The following is a 20,279-nucleotide window of genomic DNA, read 5'->3' on the forward strand; positions in this document are numbered from 1 at the left end:
AAACGAGGCGTTAGAGGAGCCTCAAGATCCGGACAATTTAACATTTTATTTATTCGGCTCCAAATAATAATCAAGCGTGGACAGCTATTTATCGTTAGCTTGTCCGACAATCGCGTACTTCCTCACCATTCCACGTAATTGGTTGTAGGTTAATCCAAGTAATTCTGCTGCTTGTTTCTGGTTGTACTTGCTCTGCTTTAGGGCTTGATTGAGCAGCTTGATGTCTTGTTGTTCTTGCCATGCTTTGTAATCAAGCGGCAAAGAAAACAAGCTCTCTGATGAAGTATGGCTGTTGGACGGCGCATTGCCAATTTCATGCGTGGAATCTTGATCTATTTTCCATGCGGGTTTGAATGGGTTAAACACCAAAGATTCAATAGGATATGGGTCTTTACCGTGCTGGTAGACTGCGCGCTCAATAACGTTCTTGAGTTCTCGCACATTCCCCGGCCATGAATAATCCAGCAGCGCCTCAACGGCAGACGGAGCAAAGCCAACAAACAACTCCAATTCTAATTCACGGCACATCTTAATGGCGTAGTATTCTGCCAGCAGCGTGATGTCTTCTTTTCGCTCTCGAAGAGGGGGTATAGTAATCACGTCAAACGCGAGCCTGTCCAATAAGTCGGCTCTGAATTCGCCCCTTAATGCCATGTCTGGCAAGTCAGCGTTGGTCGCACACACCAGTCTGACGTTGGCACTTAAAGCTTTTTGTCCGCCGACACGTTCATACTGCCCGTATTCAATAACGCGCAATAGCTTCTCTTGAACGGCTAGGGGCGTGGTCGCGAGCTCATCAAGAAACAGTGTTCCACCTTCCGCTCTTTCAAATCGACCCTGATGACGACCTTTCGAACCCGTAAAGGACCCCGATTCATGACCAAACAACTCAGAATCAATCAAACCTTCACTGAGGGTTGAGCAGTTCAATGAGATCAAAGGTTGATCCCAACGTCTTGAAAGGTAATGCAGTCTTTGTGCGATCAACTCTTTACCCGTACCACGCTCTCCAATGATCAGAATCGGTCTTTCGATTGGTGCGAGTTGGGACACTTTATCTAAAACGGAGAGAAAACTGGGTGATTCACCAATGAGGTTCTGCTGCATAGCGGGTCCTTGTGTGATTTGAGCGCCGATGGATGTGATTTAGAGGGCTTTATTTAAATCACATCATGTAAATAGCTTAAGTATAAGAGTCGTAGTGGTGAAAAATACCAATACTTGGCTAAATTCATCATAGCATGGTTCGGGTTAATCACCATTTTATTGTAAGTATCTGATAATAAATGGCTTAAAAGTTGGCACGTTACTTGGATTACTTATGGTAGGTTTAACAACAAACGTAAATTTTTGAGCAAGTGGATTGAGAAATCGAATAACGCTTTAAAGCACATTTGCCATCATTGTAATTAAGGAGTTCCTCATGGGTATTTTTTCTCGCTTTGCAGACATTGTAAATTCGAACATCAGTGCACTTTTAGACAAGGCTGAAGATCCTGAAAAGATGATTCGCCTGATTATCCAAGAAATGGAAGATACGCTGGTTGAGGTTCGCACTAACTCCGCTAAAGCTATCGCAGATAAAAAAGAGTTAGCGCGTAAAGTTGAAGCTATCGAAACTCAGATTCTAGATTGGCAAAATAAAGCGACACTAGCACTAACTAAACAACGTGAAGACTTAGCTAGAGCGGCGCTAATAGAAAAGCAAAAACTTGAAGATATAATCAAAAGCCTTCACACAGAGCAAACCTTGGTTCACGAAACCATCGAAAAGCTGACCAGTGAGATTGGCAAGCTTGAAACCAAAATCGCAGAAACACGTGCGAAGCAGCAAGCATTAATGATTCGTAATAATGCGGCAAGCAATCGTCGTGATGTTCAAAAGCATCTGCATTCAAGCAAAACCCACGAAGCAATGGCGAAGTTTGAGCAATTCTCGCGTAAAGTGGATGAATTAGAAGCTGAAGCAGATGTTTACGCCAAAACAGGTAACGCAAAATCGTTAGACCAAGAATTTGCAGATCTACAAGCTCAAGATGAAATTGAAAAAGAGCTGGCGAAACTGAAGCAACAAGTTGAAAACCGCGATAAATAATTTTAGGAGTTGTCTATGTCAACATTTCTAATTGCAGGCCCACTGATTGTCTTTTTAATCTTCGTGGCACCGCTATGGTTGTTCTTACATTACCGCAGCAAGAAGAAATCCAGTAATGGTCTTTCAGAAACGGATCTTCAGCGTTTGCACAAGCTTTCTGCTCAAGCTGAATCGATGCAAGATCGAGTGAAAACGCTAGAAAAAATACTGGATGCGGAGTCACCTAACTGGAGACGAAACTATGAGTAGAGAACTGTATCGCGATCCTATTAACGGTAAGTTGTCTGGAGTGTGTGCAGGGTTAGCGAACTACTTTGGCCTTGAAGTGTGGTTGGTTCGCATCTTGGTTATCTCGGCGGCACTGCTTGGTGGTAGCTTTTTGGTGTTATTAGCGTATGTAGCTTTGACATTTATGCTTGAAAAACAACCACCTCAGTATGTCGATCAGATGAAGGCCAAACAAGAGCACACGCTCAAGCAAAAACCTTGGGAAAAAGGGCAAACCGCAGAGTCGTTACTGGGCACTTTAGAGGGTGATTTCCAGAAATTAGAGACCAGTGTCCGCAATATGGAAGCTTATGTGACTTCGGATACTTTCAAAGTCGACCGCGCATTTAAGAACATGTAGTGGTAAACCTGAAAAACATTAGATAACGGTTTAGGAAAATTTATTCCAAGCCGTTATTTTTTTTAATAATTTTGTCTAAATAAATCTTACGATAACTGGTAAGTTACATGTAATTAATCTATGTTATAAAAATATTTATAGTTATGGATGATCACTAATGTATAGAGCCTCCGTTGTCCTATTGACAGCCTTAGCTGGGTTGTCTGGGTGTGGTAAGGAGCTTCCTCCCGTACCTGAACCTGATTCTAGACCCGCCAAACTCTTCACTGTCTCCGTCGGTAGTAATGCTTTTGAACGTAGCTTTCCAGCCACCACAGAAGCTGGTGACAAAGCAGTACTGGCATTTCGTGTTCCAGGGCTACTTCAGACTATCGATGTCACATCTGGTCAACAGGTTACCAAAGGTGATGGGCTTGCAACGCTTAATCCTGACGAATATCAGTTGTTAGAGAAGCAAGCGAGAGCCAACTTTAAGCTTGCCGATGTTCAATACCAACGTTCCATTAAGTTGCGCAAAGATCGCGTCGTATCTGAGCAAGACTTCGACCAAGCGAAAGCTAATCATAATTCTGCTAAAGCGGTGCTTAACCAAGCAAAAGCCAACCTACGTTATACCACTTTGGTTGCGCCTTACGATGGTACTATCTCCATCATTCCTGCTGAAAACCATGAATACATTGCGGCTAAACAAGGCGTGATGAATATTCAAACGAATCAAATCCTCAAAGTCGTATTCTTATTACCCGACCAACTTATCACGCGCTTTTCTTCAGGGTTTGAGACGGATGCAACCATGGTTTTTGATGCTTTCCCTGGTAGCTCCTACGCTTTAGCATTCCAAGAAGTTGATACTGAAGCGGATCCCAAAACCGGGTCGTACAAAGTCACCATGGTAATGGAAAGACCCACCGATGTTGGTATTTTGCCGGGTATGTCAGGCACAGTTCATTTAGTTTCAGCGTTAGCAGCCGCCACAAAAATTCCCACATCAGCAATGATGACTGATGGCGATGATGTCTCTGTGTGGCGCGTGAATAGCGACGGTATTGTTGAAAATGTCGCAATCATCATCGATGAAAAGCGCCATATTGTTTCAGGGTTGAACGATGGTGATCGCATCGTAACTTCTGGTGTTAATGGTCTTGAACCGGGCGTTAAAGTTCGAGAGTGGATCAAGGAAAGGGGGCTATAACATGAAAACACTTAAAGTGGCCGCTGGACTGTCGTGTTTGGCTTTACTTACGGCTTGTGAAGATAAACAAGTTGTAGAAGTGAATAACACGCCCTTGGTTAAAGCTATCGAGATTTCAGTCATCGACTTTAGCGACAAACTCTATTTCCCAGCGGTTGCAAACGCTGCCGAGAAGGCTCATCTCAGCTTTCGAGTCGCTGGTGAAATCAATAAGCTTGATGTGAAAGAAGGTGAGCGTGTTTCACAAGGAGACATCATTGCAGAGCTTGACCCTACCGATTATCAACTGGATGTCGACAATGCTCAGGCGCGTTACACGGTAATTAACAGCCAATACAGACGTTCAAGTCCGCTAGTGAAGAAAGGCTTATTGGCGAAGTCACAGTTTGATGAAATTGCTGCTCAACGCCAGATCGCTTATGCCGAGCTGGAACTCGCAAAACTGCGCTTGTCGTTCACTAAGCTTCGTGCTCCTGTTGATGGGATCATTTCTCGTGTCAGTGTCGATCAATATGAAAATATTCAGGTAGGCCAGCAGGTCGTGAACATTCACAGTGTCGAGGATGTTGAGGTTGTTATCCAACTGCCTGACCAGATTTACGTGAATCAGCCTAGCGAACAGCTGTTATCGAATGTTGAGGCTGTGGTAAGAGTACCCAGTGGCAATGAATACACGGCGGCTATTAAGGAGTTTACCACTGAACCTGACCCAAGCACGGGCACGTTCACGGTGACGCTTGCTCTACCTATGCCGGAAGATGATTTGATTCTGGATGGTATGGCCGTTGAGGTGACGTCAAATGGGCGAGATATCGGCTTGGAGTTAAAAGCTGGGGTACTTATCCCAATCGAAGCTGTGTTTAATGCGGATGGCGATGATTTAACGCGCCAGAACTCTTCTGTATGGGTGCTTAATGACGACAGTACCGTCTCAAAACAGCAAGTCGTAATAGGAAAAGCCAATCAGAAAACATTGCAGATCATGAAAGGATTAGAAATGGGGCAGCATGTCGTTGTTGCAGGCGTATCGCGATTGCGAGATGGGATGACAGTGGAAGTATTGTCTCAGGAGACGAACAATGAGTGAAGTAAATAACAAGCCCCAAAATGACGATCAACAGGGTGATGATCAGATCACAGGTGTTGCTTCTTACTTTATACGTAACAAAGTCATTAGCTGGATGCTATCTCTGATCTTTCTTATTGGTGGTGTCTCTGCCTTTTTCGGCTTGGGTCGTTTAGAAGATCCTGCCTTTACCATCAAAGATGCGATGGTTGTGACCTCTTACCCAGGGGCCACACCTCAACAAGTTGAAGAAGAAGTTACTTACCCACTAGAAAAAGCGATTCAACAACTTACCTATGTGGACGAAGTGAACTCTATCTCTAGCCGCGGCCTATCACAGGTAACGGTGACGATGAAGAACAACTACGGCCCAGATGATCTTCCGCAAATATGGGATGAACTTCGCCGAAAAGTGAATGATCTCAAGGTTGAACTGCCACCCGGCGTCAATGATCCTCAAGTCATCGATGATTTCGGTGACGTTTACGGTATTTTGCTGGCGGTGACGGGGGATGGCTATAGCTACAAAGAGCTGCTGGATTACATTGATTACCTAAGGCGAGAGCTAGAGTTGGTTGATGGGGTCAGTAAAGTCTCTGTTTCCGGCCAACAACAAGAGCAAGTGTTCATTGAGATATCGATGAAACGGATAAGCTCTCTGGGTCTGTCTCCAAGCACGGTATTTAACCTTTTATCGACTCAAAATATTGTATCAAGTGCAGGAGCGGTAAGGATTGGTGATGAATATATTCGAATCCATCCAACGGGTGAGTTCCAGAATGTTGAGCAGCTTGGCGATTTAATTCTGACAGAAGGTGGCGCTCAAGGGCTTATCTATCTAAAAGATGTGGCGAATGTAACCCGTGGTTACGTTGAGGTACCGAGTAACATCATTGGTTATAACGGCGAACTCGCGCTTAACCTGGGTGTCTCTTTTGCGCAAGGCGTGAACGTGGTCGCAGTGGGTGAAGACTTTGATCGAAGACTCGCCGAGCTTAAATATCAACAACCCGTCGGTATCGACATCTCCGAGGTTTATAACCAACCTAAAGAGGTGAACAAGTCGGTAAGCGGATTTGTGGTGAGTTTAGGGCAGGCGGTTGCGATCGTAATCGTGGTGTTACTGTTCTTCATGGGACTAAGATCGGGCCTATTGATTGGTTTGATACTGCTATTGACCGTATTCGGTACATTCATTTTCATGCAGTACTTCAAGATCGACCTACAACGTATTTCACTGGGCGCGTTGGTTATCGCCTTGGGGATGCTGGTGGATAATGCCATTGTGGTGGTGGAAGGGATATTGATCGGCACGCAGAAGGGGCGAACCCGGATGCAGGCCGCCACCGATATCGTAACCCAAACCAAATGGCCGCTGCTTGGTGCGACGGTTATTGCGGTGACTGCGTTTGCTCCAATTGGTTTATCTGAAGACTCAACAGGCGAATACTGTGGCACCTTGTTCACGGTGCTACTGATCTCCTTGATGCTGAGTTGGTTTACTGCCATCTCGCTCACGCCGTTCTTTGCCGACATGTTCTTTAAAGGTCAGAAGGTCGATCCAGATAACGAAGGTAAGGACCCATACAACGGGATGGTTTTTGTTATCTACAAAAACTTCCTTGAGTTCTGTATGAAGCGTGCTTGGTTAACCATGTTTGTTCTGATTATTGGTTTAGGCGCGAGTGTGTACGGTTTTGGTTTCGTTAAGCAAGCCTTCTTCCCGTCTTCAACCACACCTATGTTCCAAGTGGATGTGTGGATGCCAGAAGGTACCGATATTCGAGCGACCAATACCAAGCTTAAAGTGCTTGAGAGTTGGCTAGCTGAGCAGGACGAAGTTGAACATATCACGACAACCGCGGGTAAAGGCCTGCAACGTTTCATGCTGACTTATGCGCCAGAGAAAAGTTATAGCGCTTACGGCGAGATAACGGTTCGTGTGAAAAGTTATGAAGTACTTGAAGGGCTAATGAAACGCTTCCGTGAACATGTAAATGGTCAGTTCCCAGAGATTGACTACAAGCTTAAACAGATCGAATTAGGTCCTGGTGGCGGTGCGAAAATTGAAGCGCGAATTGTGGGTTCTGATCCAACGGTTTTACGTTCAATCGCTGCACAAGTGATGGACATCATGCGTGCTGATGAAGGCGCATTTAACGTTCGTCACGATTGGCGTGAAAGAACTAAGGTATTAGAGCCTCAGTTCAATGAAAGCCAAGCGCGTCGTTATGGTATTACTAAATCTGACGTTGATGATTTCCTAGCAATGTCTTTCTCTGGTAAGTCGATTGGTGTGTATCGTGATGGTACAACGTTAATGCCGATTGTGGCTCGTTTGCCTGAAGACGAGCGTGTCGATATTCGTAACATCGAAGGCATGAAGATCTGGAGCCCAGCATTAAGTGAGTACATCCCACTTCAACAAGTAACGTTAGGTTACGAGCTAGAATGGGAAGATCCACTGATCATCCGTAAGAACCGTAAGCGTATGCTAACGGTAATGGCGGATCCTGATCTATTGGGTGAAGAGACGGCCTCAACTCTACAGAAACGCTTACAACCACAGATTGAAGCGATTGAGATGCCTCCGGGTTACTCATTGGAATGGGGGGGTGAATATGAGTCGTCAGCAGATGCACAGGCGTCACTGTTCACAACCATGCCTCTGGGTTACTTGTTCATGTTCTTAATCACTGTGTTCTTGTTTAACTCGGTGAAAGAGCCTCTGATCGTTTGGTTAACGGTTCCATTGGCGTTGATAGGGGTGACGACAGGCTTGCTAGCCTTGAATACACCATTCGGCTTTATGGCGCTGTTGGGCTTCTTGAGTCTATCTGGGATGCTTCTGAAGAACGGTATCGTACTACTTGATCAAATTGAGATTGAGATGAAATCTGGTAAAGATCCGTATGTAGCGGTTGTTGATGCGGCTCTGAGTCGTGTTCGCCCGGTATGTATGGCGGCGATTACCACCATTCTAGGTATGATCCCTCTACTACCGGATATCTTCTTCAAACCAATGGCAGTAACCATCATGTTTGGTTTAGGCTTTGCGACTGTACTCACGCTAATCGTAGTGCCTGTGCTGTATCGTTTGTTCCATAAAATTGAAGTGGCTTAACGTCAACTGACCTTTGAAATAATGCCCCTAATTGGGGCATTATTTTTATGTATGATTACTAAAAGAGACCATCGAAATGGAAGCTAATACAGTGGATAGAACGTGTGCATGGGCGCTTAAACATGAGCTTGAAAGGGAGTACCACGATGCAGAGTGGGGCGTGCCTGTTTATGATGACCAAGTTCTGTTTGAGTTCATTACTTTAGAAGGTGCTCAAGCAGGTCTGAGTTGGATTACGATCCTTAAAAAGCGTGAAGGCTATCGTGCCGCGTTCGATAATTACGATCTAAACAAGCTAGCTGAGCTGAATGAAGACAACGTGCCGAATATTATCGAACACTTCGATGTGGTTAAGCATAAGGGCAAGATTGCTTCGGTATACAACAATGCACGAGCAACCCTTGAGCTTCAGAAAGAGTTTGGATCCCTATCCAATGCTTTATGGCAGTTTGTCGATAATAAGGTGATTGAAAATCAATGGACCGAGATGTCTCAAGTTCCCGCCTCTACAGAGCAATCTAAAGCGATGAGTAAGTTTTTAAAGAAGAGAGGGTTTAAATTTGTTGGTGAGACAATCTGTTACGCGTTTATGCAAGCAACAGGTATGGTCAATGATCATTTAGTCGGTTGCCCACACAAATAAAGTGTTATTTATTTCAGCGGAACAATCACTTAGAAATTGAAAAATTCATAGCCATTTTTCATCGCTCTGAGATCTTTAAGTGGATGTGCTTTAAGGTTCAATATTGGCTTTGAAAGCTTCTGGACTATGAGCGGTTTGTATTATGAGCTGAAGTATCTGAATATGAGTATTTTGAGTTATGCTTTAAACAGAAAAAGGCAGGAATATCCTGCCTTTTTTGCATATTAGACCTATCGTCTCAGATTAAATCAGAGCGCTATAACGTTCTAATCCCGCCTCTAGATCAGCAATCAGGTCATCAACATCTTCTAACCCAATATGAACACGTATCAAGGTACCTTCGAAATTAGGATTGGCAACAGTTCTCAAGCTGTCAAAACTGCTTGGTTCGTTAGCTAGAATCAAACTTTCAAATCCACCCCAAGAGTAACCCATACTAAAATGTGTCATTCCATCAAGTAACGCTGTCGTCGCTTTGATATTAGAGTTGTTTAGTACAAAAGAGAACAAGCCATTACCGCCAGTAAAATCTCGTTTGAAGAATTCATGGCCTGGGCAAGACTCAAGAGCAGGGTGACGAACGTGGTTAACTTCAGGACGAGTCTCTAACCATTTTGCGACCTTCAAGCTGCTTTCTGCGTGTTGGCGTAGACGCACATCAAGAGTACGAATGCCGCGAAGCCCTAAATAAGCATCATCAGGTGAGACACATTGCCCCATCAAGTAACTTTGCTCTCTTAGTTGATCCCAGCATTTCTCATTGGCGACTGCCGTACCTAGCATCACATCAGAGTGACCCACGATGTATTTGGTCGCTGCTTGAATCGAGATATCAACACCAAAATCAAACGGTGAGAAGTTCACGCCAGCCGCCCAAGTATTGTCTAGCATAACGATGATGTCATGTTCATGAGCGATACGCGCTAGTGTTGGAATATCCTGCACTTCCATGGTGACAGAGCCTGGAGACTCAGTAAACAGCACCTTAGTGTTTGGCTTGATAAGGTCTTGGATACCTTCACCAATCGTTGGCTCGTAGTAAGTTGTCTCTACCCCCATCTTTTTCATGATGGTGTCACAGAAATCACGAGTAGGTTCGTAGCAGGTGTCAACCATTAAAATATGATCACCTGTTTCTACAAAAGAGAGAATGGCATTCGAAATTGCTGCTGTACCACACGGGTACAGTGCACAACCCGCGCCGCCTTCTACTTCAACCATCGCATCTTGGAAGGCAAAATGAGTGTTGGTTCCACGACGTCCGTAAAAAAGGGTCTTGTTAGCGCGGTTAATCGTAGCTTTACGCTTCTCTTCTACTGAGTTAAATACGACAGTTGAAGCGCGTTGTACTGGTGGGTTAACAACACCATTGGTCCACTTCTTATCACGACCGGCAGTGATAAGTTTAGTGGTTTTGTTCTCGGACATGCTGTGAATTCCTTATCAATCGGTTATGTCCTATTTAAAACATGCCAAGAGTGTTCAAAGCAAGAGCGGAGCGGGGATTTTTGCGCTTTTCTTACGATTTTTAACCTTTCACTCAGTTAACAGTGAAAGGTTAAAAATGATCGATGGGGAAACAACGAGCCATAATCGAACCATTGCTGGAATTATAGGAGTGGGTTGAACAAGTAGAACAGCCTCTCAAAGAAGCGATTACTAAGGTTTCTTTGCTCCCACTGTTCTAACTCTACAGAGTGGGATGAAGCGATATAAGATTTCTGCAGCTCAGACAGTTTTTGCGTGAAATGCACATCATCCACAGCCAGAGTCACTTCAAAGTTGAGCCACAAACTGCGCATGTCGATATTGACGGTTCCGATCAAGCAAAACTCTTCATCGATCACTACCGATTTGGTATGAAGAAGGCCACCGTAAAATTCATAGATCTTCACGCCAGCTTCAAGCAACTCGGTATAAAACGCACGAGAAGCCCATTTAACCATTAGTGAATCGTTATTGTGTGGAATGATCAGTTCTACAGTTACGCCGCGTTGAGCTGTCATCTTAAGTGTTTCGAGTAAGTCAGCACTTGGCACAAAATAAGGTGTAGTAATACGTACAGAATGATTCGCTTGATTGATGGCGATGGTCAGTACTTGTAAGATCAAATATTCCGGCATGCCAGGGCCAGACGGCACTACTTGAACCGGATGATGTGTCATGATTTCTTCAACTGGGCATTCAGGTATATCAGGGAGAATGCGTTCACCAGTCTCAACTTCCCAATCCCAGCCATGAATAGCGGATAACACATTAACGGTTGGCCCAGTCACTCTGACCATTACATCAATCCACTGACCAACGCCGGAACTTTGTTTGAAGTGAACAGGATCGACCATGTTCATTGAACCCGTATAGGCGATAGTCTCGTCAATCACAATGATTTTGCGGTGTTGTCTTAAATCTAGGCGACGTAAGAAAATACGCCATGGGCTCACTTCTAGTGCTTGTACGACTTGAACGCCTGCGTCCTTCATCATTGACTGCCAGTGGCTTTTGAAAAAGCGAGGGCTACCGGCTGAATCGAGCAAAACTTTAACATCTACGCCACGTTTTGCAGCGCGAATCAGCGCAGAGGCAACCGAATCGGTCAGGCCACCTGGATGCCAAATATAGAAAACCATCTTGATACTGGTTTGTGCATTTTCTATATCTTCGATAATTGCGTGTAGGATCTCGTTTGGTGAAGATTGCAGCGATAGAGTGTTTCCACTGAGTGCAGGGATGCCCATTCGATTGTTACAAAGCTCGTCAATCTTATGGATAGGGGAGCCGACTTTACCTGGTTGGTGAAGTTGGCAATCATTCAATTGACGGAACCAGTCGCCGAAAGGGGTAAACATACGATGAGCGCGTTCAGCCCTTTTTCTGCCTAGGTTTAGCTCACCAAAAAGGAAGTAACAAGCTACACCAACAATCGGGATAATGTAGATAACCATTAGCCAAGCAAGAGAAACGCTGACAGAGCGTCGTTTTAGTACAACACGAAACGTCACACCGGCTACGAGAACCCAGTACAAAACAACAGAGGCCAAAGTTAAAAAATGATAAAGCTTATCCACATTGAATACTCGAAAAAAGAGACACTTAGATAGTAATGCTATTTAACGGATATGGGAATTTAAGGATTCAACTATTTACAAAATAGAGCAAAAGATGTAAATAGGTTAAAGTTGTTAAGTTTTGGTCAACTTAAGAAGAAAACGATTGTTTTGTATGAAAAGTCGGCATTTAACCATAAAAATTTACATCTTTAACGAAATTTGTACGGTATGCTCTTCCAATTTTATTCTTAAACTGGTTTACTTGCTAGACAACGAGCGTCAATCAAATCTTTTAGGTGTGTAAATTTATTTATACACCTTCCTTTTAAAGACGCCACCCAAAGCAAAACACAACATCACATAACACAAAAGTTTGGAGTACACGTGGCTACTAGTAATACAACCACAACACCCCGCGATACCTGGGGTTCGAAGTTAGGATTCGTAATGGCTGCAGCCGGTTCTGCTGTTGGCTTAGGTAACATTTGGAAATTCCCATACACAGCAGGCGAAAGTGGCGGTGGTGCATTCGTTGCCATTTACCTGTTTTTTGTAATTTTTATTGGTTTCAGTGTCATGCTGACTGAATTTGCGATTGGCCGTCATACGCAAAAATCAGCAGTAGGTGCATTTAAAACAACTGACCGTCGTTGGACGTTCGCTGGCGTTATCGGCGTATTCAGTGGTCTACTTATCATGGGTTTCTACCCAGTAGTAGGCGGTTGGTCAATCGCATACATCGGTAAAATTGCAGGTGGTCTTCTAGACGCACCAGAAGCAATTGGTGATAGCTTTGGTGGCTTTATCTCAAACCCAGTTCAACCACTAATGTGGATGGGCTTATACCTACTACTTAACGTTGTTATCGTTATGAAAGGTATCTCTGGTGGTATTGAGAAAGCAGGTAAGATCCTGATGCCGCTTCTTTTCATTATCCTTATTGTAGTATCAATCAAAGGCATTATGCTTCCGGGCGCGATGGCTGGTCTTGAGTTCCTATTCAGTCCTGACTTCTCTAAAGTAGACAGCAATGTAATCCTAGCCGCTCTAGGTCAAGCATTCTTCTCTCTAAGTCTTGGTATGGGTTGTATGATGACATACGGTTCTTACCTTAAGAAGAAAGAGAACCTAGTTCAGACAACAGCAATGGTAACCGCAATGGATACTGGTGTTGCTATTCTAGCTGGTGTTGCAATGTTCCCTGCAATGTTCGCGTTCGGTATGGAACCTGCAGCGGGCCCTGGTTTAGTATTCGTTGTTGTTCCTCAGCTATTCGCTGAAATGGGCGGCGTAGTTGGTCTTCTATTTGCTCTTATGTTCTTCGTTGGTTTGAGTGTTGCGGCACTAACATCTTCAGTATCTCTACTTGAAGTTGTGGTTTCTTACCTAATCGATGAGAAAGGCATGAAGCGTGTAACAGCGGTACTGTCTGCAAGTGTTGTAATGGCGATTCTATGTATCTTCGCTTCTCTATCACTTGGCGGCTTCGGTCCAACACTGTTTGATACTGGCGCGTTCGACATTTTCGACCTACTAACGGATAAGATTTTCCTAGCGGTTGGCGGTATGTTGGTATGTATCTTCGCTGGTTGGAGACTAAACCGTGCTGACCTAGAGAAAGAAATCACTAACGATGGTGAAGTATCTTTCCCACTATTCGGTCTATGGTACACGCTAGTTAAGTACATCATCCCAGTAGCTATCGCAATCGTTGCATTCATGGGTATCTCTTCTGGCTTCGACAGCGGTAAAGGTGCAATCATGCTACTAGGTATTGGTATTATTGCTGGCTCTGCGCTTATCTCTAAGAAGCTATAGTTTTAAGAAGCTACAATCGCGAGCTAAAGTAAGTTAAGAAACGGGAGCCAATGGCTCCCGTTTTTTTATTCAAATACTTAATTCTTATCAAAAAATAAAACATTACATTCACTAAAGTTATCCGTCACCTAGCCGATATATTGAATATCAAGAATTTTTGATCGGTATTTAATTTAGGTAGGTGTTGTGTGAAATTGTCAGTGAGAAAGAAACTGTATGCCGGTTTTGGCTCTATATTGGCGGTGCTTGTTACGTTAGTCAGTATTGTATGGATAGAAGTTATCGGCGCGCACCAGAGCGCAGATGAAATTAGAATGGACGATGTTCCGGGTACTGTTACCTACCTGGTACTGATTGATGAAGCGGGTGATGTATACCGAGATGCGCTTGGTGCAATTACACTGGTTGATAACGCACTCAATGATTATCGAACCAGCAAGAACGAATTTGCTCAAGCTATCGAGCAGGCTAAGCGTTTGGAGAGTAGAGGTTCGGAAGACCACCGCCGTATTCAGCGAATTGAAGACCTGATGGGGCGTTTCACTAAAGAGTTTGAATCAAAGCTTGTGCCGAAGATCAATGATGAAGCTGCGCTACTAGCCAATATTCAACAGCTACGATCTTTGTATGAGAGCAATCTTATCCCTATTGAGAACTTACTGGATCAAGCGTCAGCAAGTGAGCGTGCAGATACAGAACAGTCACTACTGACACTAACCGACACGTTTACTACCATCGAGCGCACTATCATGGTGTTGTCTGCTATTGCGATTGTCTTTGGTTGTGTGATTGCGTATCTATTGTCTAGCTCTATTACCAATCGTCTTACTCGTGTAGAACAAGTAGCACGACGCGTAGCAAATGGTGACCTAACGGCAGGCGACATTATTGATGATTCTGGTGATGAATTGGCTGAACTGGCTAAGTCGATTAACCAGATGCAGAAATCACTAGTAGACCTATTAGGTTCAATCTCGTCTGTGACTCACCAAGTCCAATCGGTGACAGGGGAGCTCTCTTCTATTAGCCAAGACATCGTTACTGGTGCATCAGCTCAAGCAGACAAAGCTAACTTGATTGCAACGGCTGCTGAAGAGCTAAGCTTGACCATTTCTGAAGTGGCGCAGCAAGGTACTTCAACTTATGAAGAAGCACGTCGCTCAGAAACCTCTGCAGAAGATGGCCGCAACGTGATTGTTGAGATGGTGGCGAGTATTCAACAAGTGTCGACTCAAATGAGCGATATGTCGTTGCAAATGAATACTCTAGGTTCTCACGGTGAGCAGATTGGTAGCGTTATCAAGGTAATCGAAGACATTGCTGAGCAAACTAACCTGTTAGCTCTTAACGCTGCAATTGAAGCGGCACGTGCAGGCGAGTTTGGTCGTGGTTTTGCTGTGGTAGCCGATGAAGTGCGAGCGCTAGCAGAAAGAACAACCAAAGCGACACGAGAAGTCTCGGGCATCATTCAATCGATTCAATCGGGCACTCAAGAAGCGGTGACTTACACTCAAGATAACTGTCGTTTAGTTGAGATTGGTGTTGAGCAAAGCTCAGGTGCTGTTTCGGCTCTAGAAGCGATTGTGAGCGGTGCGGGCAATGTACAAAGCATGGTTAACTCTATTGCGACTGCGGCAGAAGAACAGACGGCTGTGACCAAAGAAATTGCAGCGGACATTACCGCGATTAGCGATATCTCTGAGCAATCTCTGCAGCTAGCAACTCGTAGCTCCGAAAATACATCAGGCTTGAACGCTAAGGTTGCTGAGCTAGAAGCATTAGTTGGTAAGTTTAAACTGGGGTAAAGCGGTAGCTTGGTTCTATTTACCTATTGGTAATCGAGTAAAGACCACGCACTGATCGCTAGTTGCTGAAAAGAAGCCCAACGATTCAATATTTATTGAGTGAGTTGGGCTTTTTCGTAGCTGGAATCTGGGTTCAGACGAGGTATACTCCACGTTCTACAATGGAGCTAGCCTTTACATGTTCGATATTCTTCTGAACCACTCTGATTTTTTACTTATCAATAAGCATCCTGGAGTCAGCGTCCACAAAGACGATGGCGATACCATGTTGCTTCAAGAAGTTGCTAAGGCAATTAATGAGCCTAAGCTGTATCTCGTTCATCGACTAGATAAAATGACTTCGGGCATTCTGCTGCTGGCAAAAAATGCGTCGGCGGCGAGCGAGCTTTCACAGCTATTTGCAAAGCGTGAAGTAGAAAAATACTACCTTGCGATTGGCTCTAAGAAGCCAAAGAAAAAGCAAGGTTTGATCTCAGGAGACATGGAGCGTTCACGACGCTCAAGTTGGAAACTTCTGACATCCAAAGAGAACCCTGCGATTACTCAGTTTTTATCAGCAACGGCTGAACCCGGTGAGCGTCTGCTGTTATGCAAACCCTATACAGGGCGAACTCACCAGATCCGTGTCGCGATGAAGTCGATCGGCTCAGCCATTGTTGGTGACCCTATTTATAATCCATCGAGTGAGGCTGACAGAGGTTATCTACATGCCTTCGCGATTCGATTTGCCTATCAATCACAAGCCTACGAATATGTCTGCGACCCAAGGAGCTTAAACTCTTTGGGTGAGAAGTGGCATCAGGAAACCGTGTCGAACGGTTTGGACAGTTGGCTTGAACCTTGGTCATTAACTTGGCCAAAGCTAAACACTAAGTGAGTGAAATAATGGAAGCATCAGCTTTACCTCTGTTTTTTAGTCATATTGAACAGCAACTTAATGAAGTACCAAACGAACTACGCCGTATTTTCCACGGGCGCGGTAAGTTTTGGCCTGGTCTAGAGCAACTGACATGTGACTGGGTTGATGGACAGCTACTGGTTAACGTGTTTAAAGAAGTCAACGATGAATTCTTGTCATCTCTTAAAGCTGGATTGGTTGAACTCACCAACAAAGATATCTGGCAATCAAAGCAGGGCACAAGCATTGTTCTGCAACACCGTTATGCCGATGGTGCGCCTTCAGAGGTTCTATGGGGTGAGTTGAATGACTCTCCGGTTGTGGTTGAGCATGGCCTTAAGTACCAATTAGACATTGGCCGTAATCAGAACTTCGGTTTGTTCCTAGACATGCGTAATGGTCGTCAGTGGGTACAAGATAATGCCAAGGATAAGAACGTTCTTAACCTGTTTGCATACACTTGTGGTTTCTCTGTCGCGGCTATCGCTGGTGGCGCTCGTCAATGCATGAACGTGGACATGTCACGTGGCTCGCTAAACAAAGGTCGCGATAACCACCGTCTGAATGAACACGATATGCGCTCGGTTAACTTCCTTGGCTACGATATCTTTAAGTCGTGGGGGAAAATCAAGAAGGGCGGTCCTTATGAGTTGGTGATTATCGATCCACCTTCGTTCCAAAAAGGCAGCTTCGCCCTAACTAAAGACTACAAAAAGATCTTACGCCGTTTGCCGGAGCTTCTAACGGAAGGCGGTGAAGTGATTGCGTGTGTGAACTCACCAGCAGTCTCACCAAACTTCCTGATTGAGACGATGGCAGAAGAAGCGCCAAGCGTTGAGTTTATTGAACGCCTAGACAACCCGCCTGAGTTTGTCGATGTCGACCTTGATTCAAGCCTAAAGGTATTGAGGTTTAAAATCACGGCTTCAGCTGAAGCTTGATGTCATGATTTAGCGGGCATTATCCATACTAATATAGAAAACGCCGCTCACAATGAGCGGCGTTTTTATAGGTGCAAGAAACTAACTCATTTATTAACTAGCTTGGTTTTTTAGTGTCTGAAAACCAAAATAAATACGCATGAACGTGGTTAGCCAACAAGCTGCACCAAAGGTGTAAGCGATAACCGCAAAGTGTTGAGGCCAAATACAAAACGCGATGAAACAAGCGATGGTTTCAGTGCCTTCGGTTAGCCCTGACATGTAGTACAGAGACTTATGCTTATAGACTGGGTTTTCAATGCCTCGCTTGCCTGCCATAACCGCAAACGCTAAAAAGCTGCTGCCTGTGCCGATAAAAGAGAAGATCAAAAATGCACCGGCAATGGCGTTGTGTTCTGGGTTGGCAATGACAAATCCAAAAGGGATCAGCGAGTAGAATAGGAAATCTAGGCTGATATCGAGGAAACCGCCCGCATCACTAATGCCTTGGATTCGAGCCAAGGCTCCATCAAGCCCATCACATACTCTATTAAACACAATGAAGCCTAACGCCCACTCATATTGTTGAAATGCCAACGCTGGAAACGCTAAACACCCAATCAGAAATCCGAATAACGTGGTTTGATTGGCCGTGATACCCAATTGGTTTAGTAACTTAGCAGACTGATTTAATGGCCACTTAATGACCTTAATGGAGTACTTATCCAGCATGGTTACTTCTCCATGGCCAAGACAGTACTTCTGCCCCTTGAGGTACATCGGCTTCGTCGTGCGTGACCATTAATGTAGGGATATTCGCTTTGGTCAGCTGTTCGAAGACCCAATCGCGAAATTGTGCTCTGAGCTCTTGGTCTAACTTACTGAACGGTTCGTCAAGCAGGGCGAGTTTAGGCTTGGCTAACAACATACGAGTCAAGCTTATTCTTGCGCGTTGACCGCCGGATATTTGATCCGGGAAAGATTCAGCTAAGTGAGTTAGCTCTATGTCTTTTAGTGCAGCCATTGCTTGTTTTTGGCGAGCGGAACCTTTAACAGAGTTCGGTAACGAAAAGGCCAAGTTTTCCCATACTTTGAGGTGCGGAAACAACAAGTCATCTTGAAACAAAATACCGACTTCACGCTGATGTGATGGAAGCTCGTCGAGCTGAATATTGTTCAACACAACGGTGCCAGAGTACGAAAACTCTTCACTTAAGTGACCAGCAATCGCATCCAGTAAGGTCGACTTTCCGCAGCCACTCGGCCCCATCAAAGCCAGTATTTGGCCAGATTCTAATGTGACGTTTAGCGCTGAGAACAGCGAATCTCCATCGGTTTTACGGATGGCGAGGTCGTTGAGGTACAGACTCATTACTTAGGAAACCTTTAAAAGTAAGACGGCGATATCTGAGTTGAAGTCGGCTGACTAATATCGCTAAAGAGAAAAAGAACAGAGGCAATAGGGCCTGCCAAATGGCATAGATTGCTGTCACCCTGCGGTCGAAACCACTGGTAAGTGCAACGGCTTCTGTGGTGATCGTGCTAATACGGCCCGCGCCGAGCATTAATGTTGGAAGGTATTGGGCCAAACTCACGCTGATCCCGACCGCCCAAGCAAAGGCAATCGCAGGAAGCAAGATTGGTAGTTTGATCGAATACCAACTCTGAAATGGCGATTTACCTAGGCTCAGCGAGGCTTTAATCAACCCATCATTGAAGCTTTTCCACGGGCCATCCAAAGACAGATACACGAACGGGAAAGCAAAGAAAACATGCGCCCAAATCACCCAGAACTCATAGGCACTACTGCCGATGTAGAGGGTCGTGACTTGCATACCAAACAACACTGAAAGCTGTGGTATTAGCATTGGAATAGCGATAATGAAGCTCGGAACTTGCCACTTGTATTTGATTCTGTATTCGTGAGCCACCAGCGCAAGCAACAAAGCGACTGAAGCGGCAATCAGACCAATCCATAAGCTTTGACCCACAGTACTCATGATGGCATCCCACTCGAACTCCCAGAAGCGCATGTTGTAGCGGCTCGGCAGTAAATCAGGGAAGCGCCAACGCTGAGCAACGCTCCAAATTACCATTAAAGGAATGATCAGCAGTGAAAGGCTAGCAAGGACAGTGAATACCGTTTTCCCCGGAAGGTTTGCCCCTGTTCTTCCGGAATACTGCCAAGTTCGAAAGTACTTAAGAACCGCCCATTCAACTAAACGCGCCAAGGCGATGATCAACGAAGCTAAACCAAACAAAACGATGGCACCAGCAGCAGCTCGCGGAAGTAGGTTAAGATCCGGATCGTTGAACCATTGCCATACCAAAACGGCAAAGGTCGGCGGGTTGGTTGGGCCTATGATCAAAGCAATATCGACAACCGAGACACTGTAAGCGAGTACCGCCAGCATTGGGAAACGAAGCTTGGTAAACCATTGTGGGAAAATACATTTCCACCAGATCTGAGCGCGGCTGTAACCGAGCGATGCACTGACCTTGGTGATACGCTCTACATCAATTTGCTGAAGTATCGAAATGCTCATCAGCAATAAGAAGGGGACTTCTTTGAGTGCGAGCATAATAATTAAGCCGAACGCGTATGGGTCTTTCACCAATAACGCCAATTCAGAGCTGGTAGCCGATTCGCCGAGCAAGTGATGTACCGCTCTTGCGCCAAGCCCCGTTGGACTAAACAGAAAAGCAAAGCCGATAGCGAAAGCTACATGTGGAATGGCAAGCATTGGCGATAGCGTAAACTCAATCTTTCTCCAAAACTTGTTTCCCCAAGAGGCTTGAAGAATACAAAAGGTCAGGAAGCAGGCTATATAGCTGCTTGCAATTGCTGAACCTAGGCTTAAGCCAATAGAGTGCCAAGCCCCTTCCCATTGAAAGACTTGGCTAAAACCGTTGAGTGTCGGCTCCTCTAAACCAAGGGGCGGGATGAAACTCAGTGACGAAGCCACGACTCCCGCTACCCCAGGAATGGTCGGGATAATGCATACAGCTATAACAACAAAATATAGAGCGCGTAGCATGAAGA

The 20,279-nt window shown here is 44.9% G+C and carries 17 protein-coding genes and 1 pseudogene; 11 read left to right on the top strand and 7 right to left on the bottom strand.

What is annotated here, in order from left to right; translation table 11 throughout:
• Positions 1-84 precede the first annotated feature (84 nt).
• Complete coding sequence (gene pspF / locus AB6E51_RS01240) at positions 85-1,107, bottom strand: phage shock protein operon transcriptional activator (protein ID WP_065583878.1); 1,023 nt, start codon at positions 1,105-1,107, stop codon at positions 85-87.
• 316 nt (positions 1,108-1,423) lie between these two features.
• Here pspF and pspA point away from each other — a divergent pair, with 316 nt between their 5' ends.
• The 7 genes from pspA to AB6E51_RS01275 all read left to right on the top strand — a co-directional run bounded on the left by pspA (position 1,424) and on the right by AB6E51_RS01275 (position 8,748).
• Entirely contained in the window at positions 1,424-2,095 is a 672-nt protein-coding gene (pspA, locus tag AB6E51_RS01245) for a phage shock protein PspA (protein ID WP_004734604.1), read from the top strand.
• Positions 2,096-2,110: 15 nt separating this feature from the next.
• The gene (gene pspB / locus AB6E51_RS01250; protein ID WP_004734605.1) at positions 2,111-2,344 is read left to right on the top strand and encodes an envelope stress response membrane protein PspB; all 234 of its coding nucleotides are present in this window, start codon (positions 2,111-2,113) and stop codon (positions 2,342-2,344) included.
• Positions 2,337-2,723, top strand: coding sequence for an envelope stress response membrane protein PspC (gene pspC, locus AB6E51_RS01255; RefSeq protein ID WP_029222097.1), 387 nt, complete (start codon positions 2,337-2,339; stop codon positions 2,721-2,723). Before pspB ends, pspC begins: the two co-directional genes overlap by 8 nt.
• Before the next feature lie 157 nt (positions 2,724-2,880).
• The gene (locus AB6E51_RS01260) at positions 2,881-3,915 is read left to right on the top strand and encodes an efflux RND transporter periplasmic adaptor subunit (RefSeq protein ID WP_017086192.1); all 1,035 of its coding nucleotides are present in this window, start codon (positions 2,881-2,883) and stop codon (positions 3,913-3,915) included.
• A gap of 1 nt (position 3,916) precedes the next feature.
• On the top strand, positions 3,917-5,002 hold the full coding sequence (locus AB6E51_RS01265; RefSeq protein ID WP_102332937.1) for an efflux RND transporter periplasmic adaptor subunit: 1,086 nt from the start codon (positions 3,917-3,919) through the stop codon (positions 5,000-5,002).
• Positions 4,995-8,105 carry an efflux RND transporter permease subunit gene (locus AB6E51_RS01270; protein ID WP_017060313.1) on the top strand — a complete coding sequence of 1,037 codons (3,111 nt, stop codon included), beginning with the start codon at positions 4,995-4,997 and terminating at the stop codon, positions 8,103-8,105. The genes AB6E51_RS01265 and AB6E51_RS01270 overlap by 8 nt, the downstream gene beginning before the upstream one ends.
• Before the next feature lie 76 nt (positions 8,106-8,181).
• On the top strand, positions 8,182-8,748 hold the full coding sequence (locus AB6E51_RS01275; protein WP_102429173.1) for a DNA-3-methyladenine glycosylase I: 567 nt from the start codon (positions 8,182-8,184) through the stop codon (positions 8,746-8,748).
• Positions 8,749-8,777: 29 nt separating this feature from the next.
• On the opposite strand, the pseudogene AB6E51_RS01280 reads toward AB6E51_RS01275, so the two are convergent.
• The 3 genes and pseudogenes from AB6E51_RS01280 to cls all read right to left on the bottom strand — a co-directional run bounded on the left by AB6E51_RS01280 (position 8,778) and on the right by cls (position 11,813).
• Positions 8,778-8,971, bottom strand: a pseudogene (locus AB6E51_RS01280) (hypothetical protein).
• 20 nt (positions 8,972-8,991) lie between these two features.
• Positions 8,992-10,176, bottom strand: a complete 1,185-nt coding sequence (locus tag AB6E51_RS01285) for a cystathionine beta-lyase (protein ID WP_017065338.1) — start codon at positions 10,174-10,176, stop codon at positions 8,992-8,994.
• A gap of 182 nt (positions 10,177-10,358) precedes the next feature.
• The gene (gene cls, locus AB6E51_RS01290; protein WP_102429174.1) at positions 10,359-11,813 is read right to left on the bottom strand and encodes a cardiolipin synthase; all 1,455 of its coding nucleotides are present in this window, start codon (positions 11,811-11,813) and stop codon (positions 10,359-10,361) included.
• Between the two features lie 366 nt (positions 11,814-12,179).
• Between cls and AB6E51_RS01295 the strand changes: the two genes are divergently transcribed.
• From AB6E51_RS01295 to AB6E51_RS01310, 4 genes are all read left to right on the top strand, one after another.
• The gene (locus AB6E51_RS01295) at positions 12,180-13,613 is read left to right on the top strand and encodes a sodium-dependent transporter (RefSeq protein ID WP_050546918.1); all 1,434 of its coding nucleotides are present in this window, start codon (positions 12,180-12,182) and stop codon (positions 13,611-13,613) included.
• A gap of 188 nt (positions 13,614-13,801) precedes the next feature.
• Positions 13,802-15,418 carry a methyl-accepting chemotaxis protein gene (locus AB6E51_RS01300; protein ID WP_372058811.1) on the top strand — a complete coding sequence of 539 codons (1,617 nt, stop codon included), beginning with the start codon at positions 13,802-13,804 and terminating at the stop codon, positions 15,416-15,418.
• Positions 15,419-15,596: 178 nt separating this feature from the next.
• Positions 15,597-16,295 (top strand): TIGR01621 family pseudouridine synthase, encoded by a 699-nt coding sequence (locus AB6E51_RS01305; protein ID WP_017060318.1) that lies wholly within the window; start codon positions 15,597-15,599, stop codon positions 16,293-16,295.
• A gap of 8 nt (positions 16,296-16,303) precedes the next feature.
• Positions 16,304-17,257, top strand: coding sequence for a class I SAM-dependent methyltransferase (locus AB6E51_RS01310; protein WP_372058812.1), 954 nt, complete (start codon positions 16,304-16,306; stop codon positions 17,255-17,257).
• A 93-nt stretch (positions 17,258-17,350) separates the two neighbouring features.
• On the opposite strand, the gene AB6E51_RS01315 is transcribed toward AB6E51_RS01310, so the two are convergent.
• Genes AB6E51_RS01315 through AB6E51_RS01325 form a run of 3 tightly spaced genes read right to left on the bottom strand, consistent with a single transcriptional unit; the run spans position 17,351 to position 20,274 of the window.
• Positions 17,351-17,968: a CDP-alcohol phosphatidyltransferase family protein gene (locus tag AB6E51_RS01315; protein ID WP_017060320.1), complete on the bottom strand. Its 618-nt coding sequence runs from the start codon at positions 17,966-17,968 to the stop codon at positions 17,351-17,353.
• Entirely contained in the window at positions 17,958-18,608 is a 651-nt protein-coding gene (locus tag AB6E51_RS01320) for an ATP-binding cassette domain-containing protein (protein ID WP_017065359.1), read from the bottom strand. Before AB6E51_RS01320 ends, AB6E51_RS01315 begins: the two co-directional genes overlap by 11 nt.
• Complete coding sequence (locus tag AB6E51_RS01325) at positions 18,574-20,274, bottom strand: ABC transporter permease (protein ID WP_372058814.1); 1,701 nt, start codon at positions 20,272-20,274, stop codon at positions 18,574-18,576. Before AB6E51_RS01325 ends, AB6E51_RS01320 begins: the two co-directional genes overlap by 35 nt.
• Positions 20,275-20,279 lie beyond the last annotated feature (5 nt).

The organism is Vibrio sp. 10N.247.311.47 (genome assembly GCF_041467535.1).
In the GTDB taxonomy this organism is placed as follows: domain Bacteria; phylum Pseudomonadota; class Gammaproteobacteria; order Enterobacterales; family Vibrionaceae; genus Vibrio; species Vibrio crassostreae_C.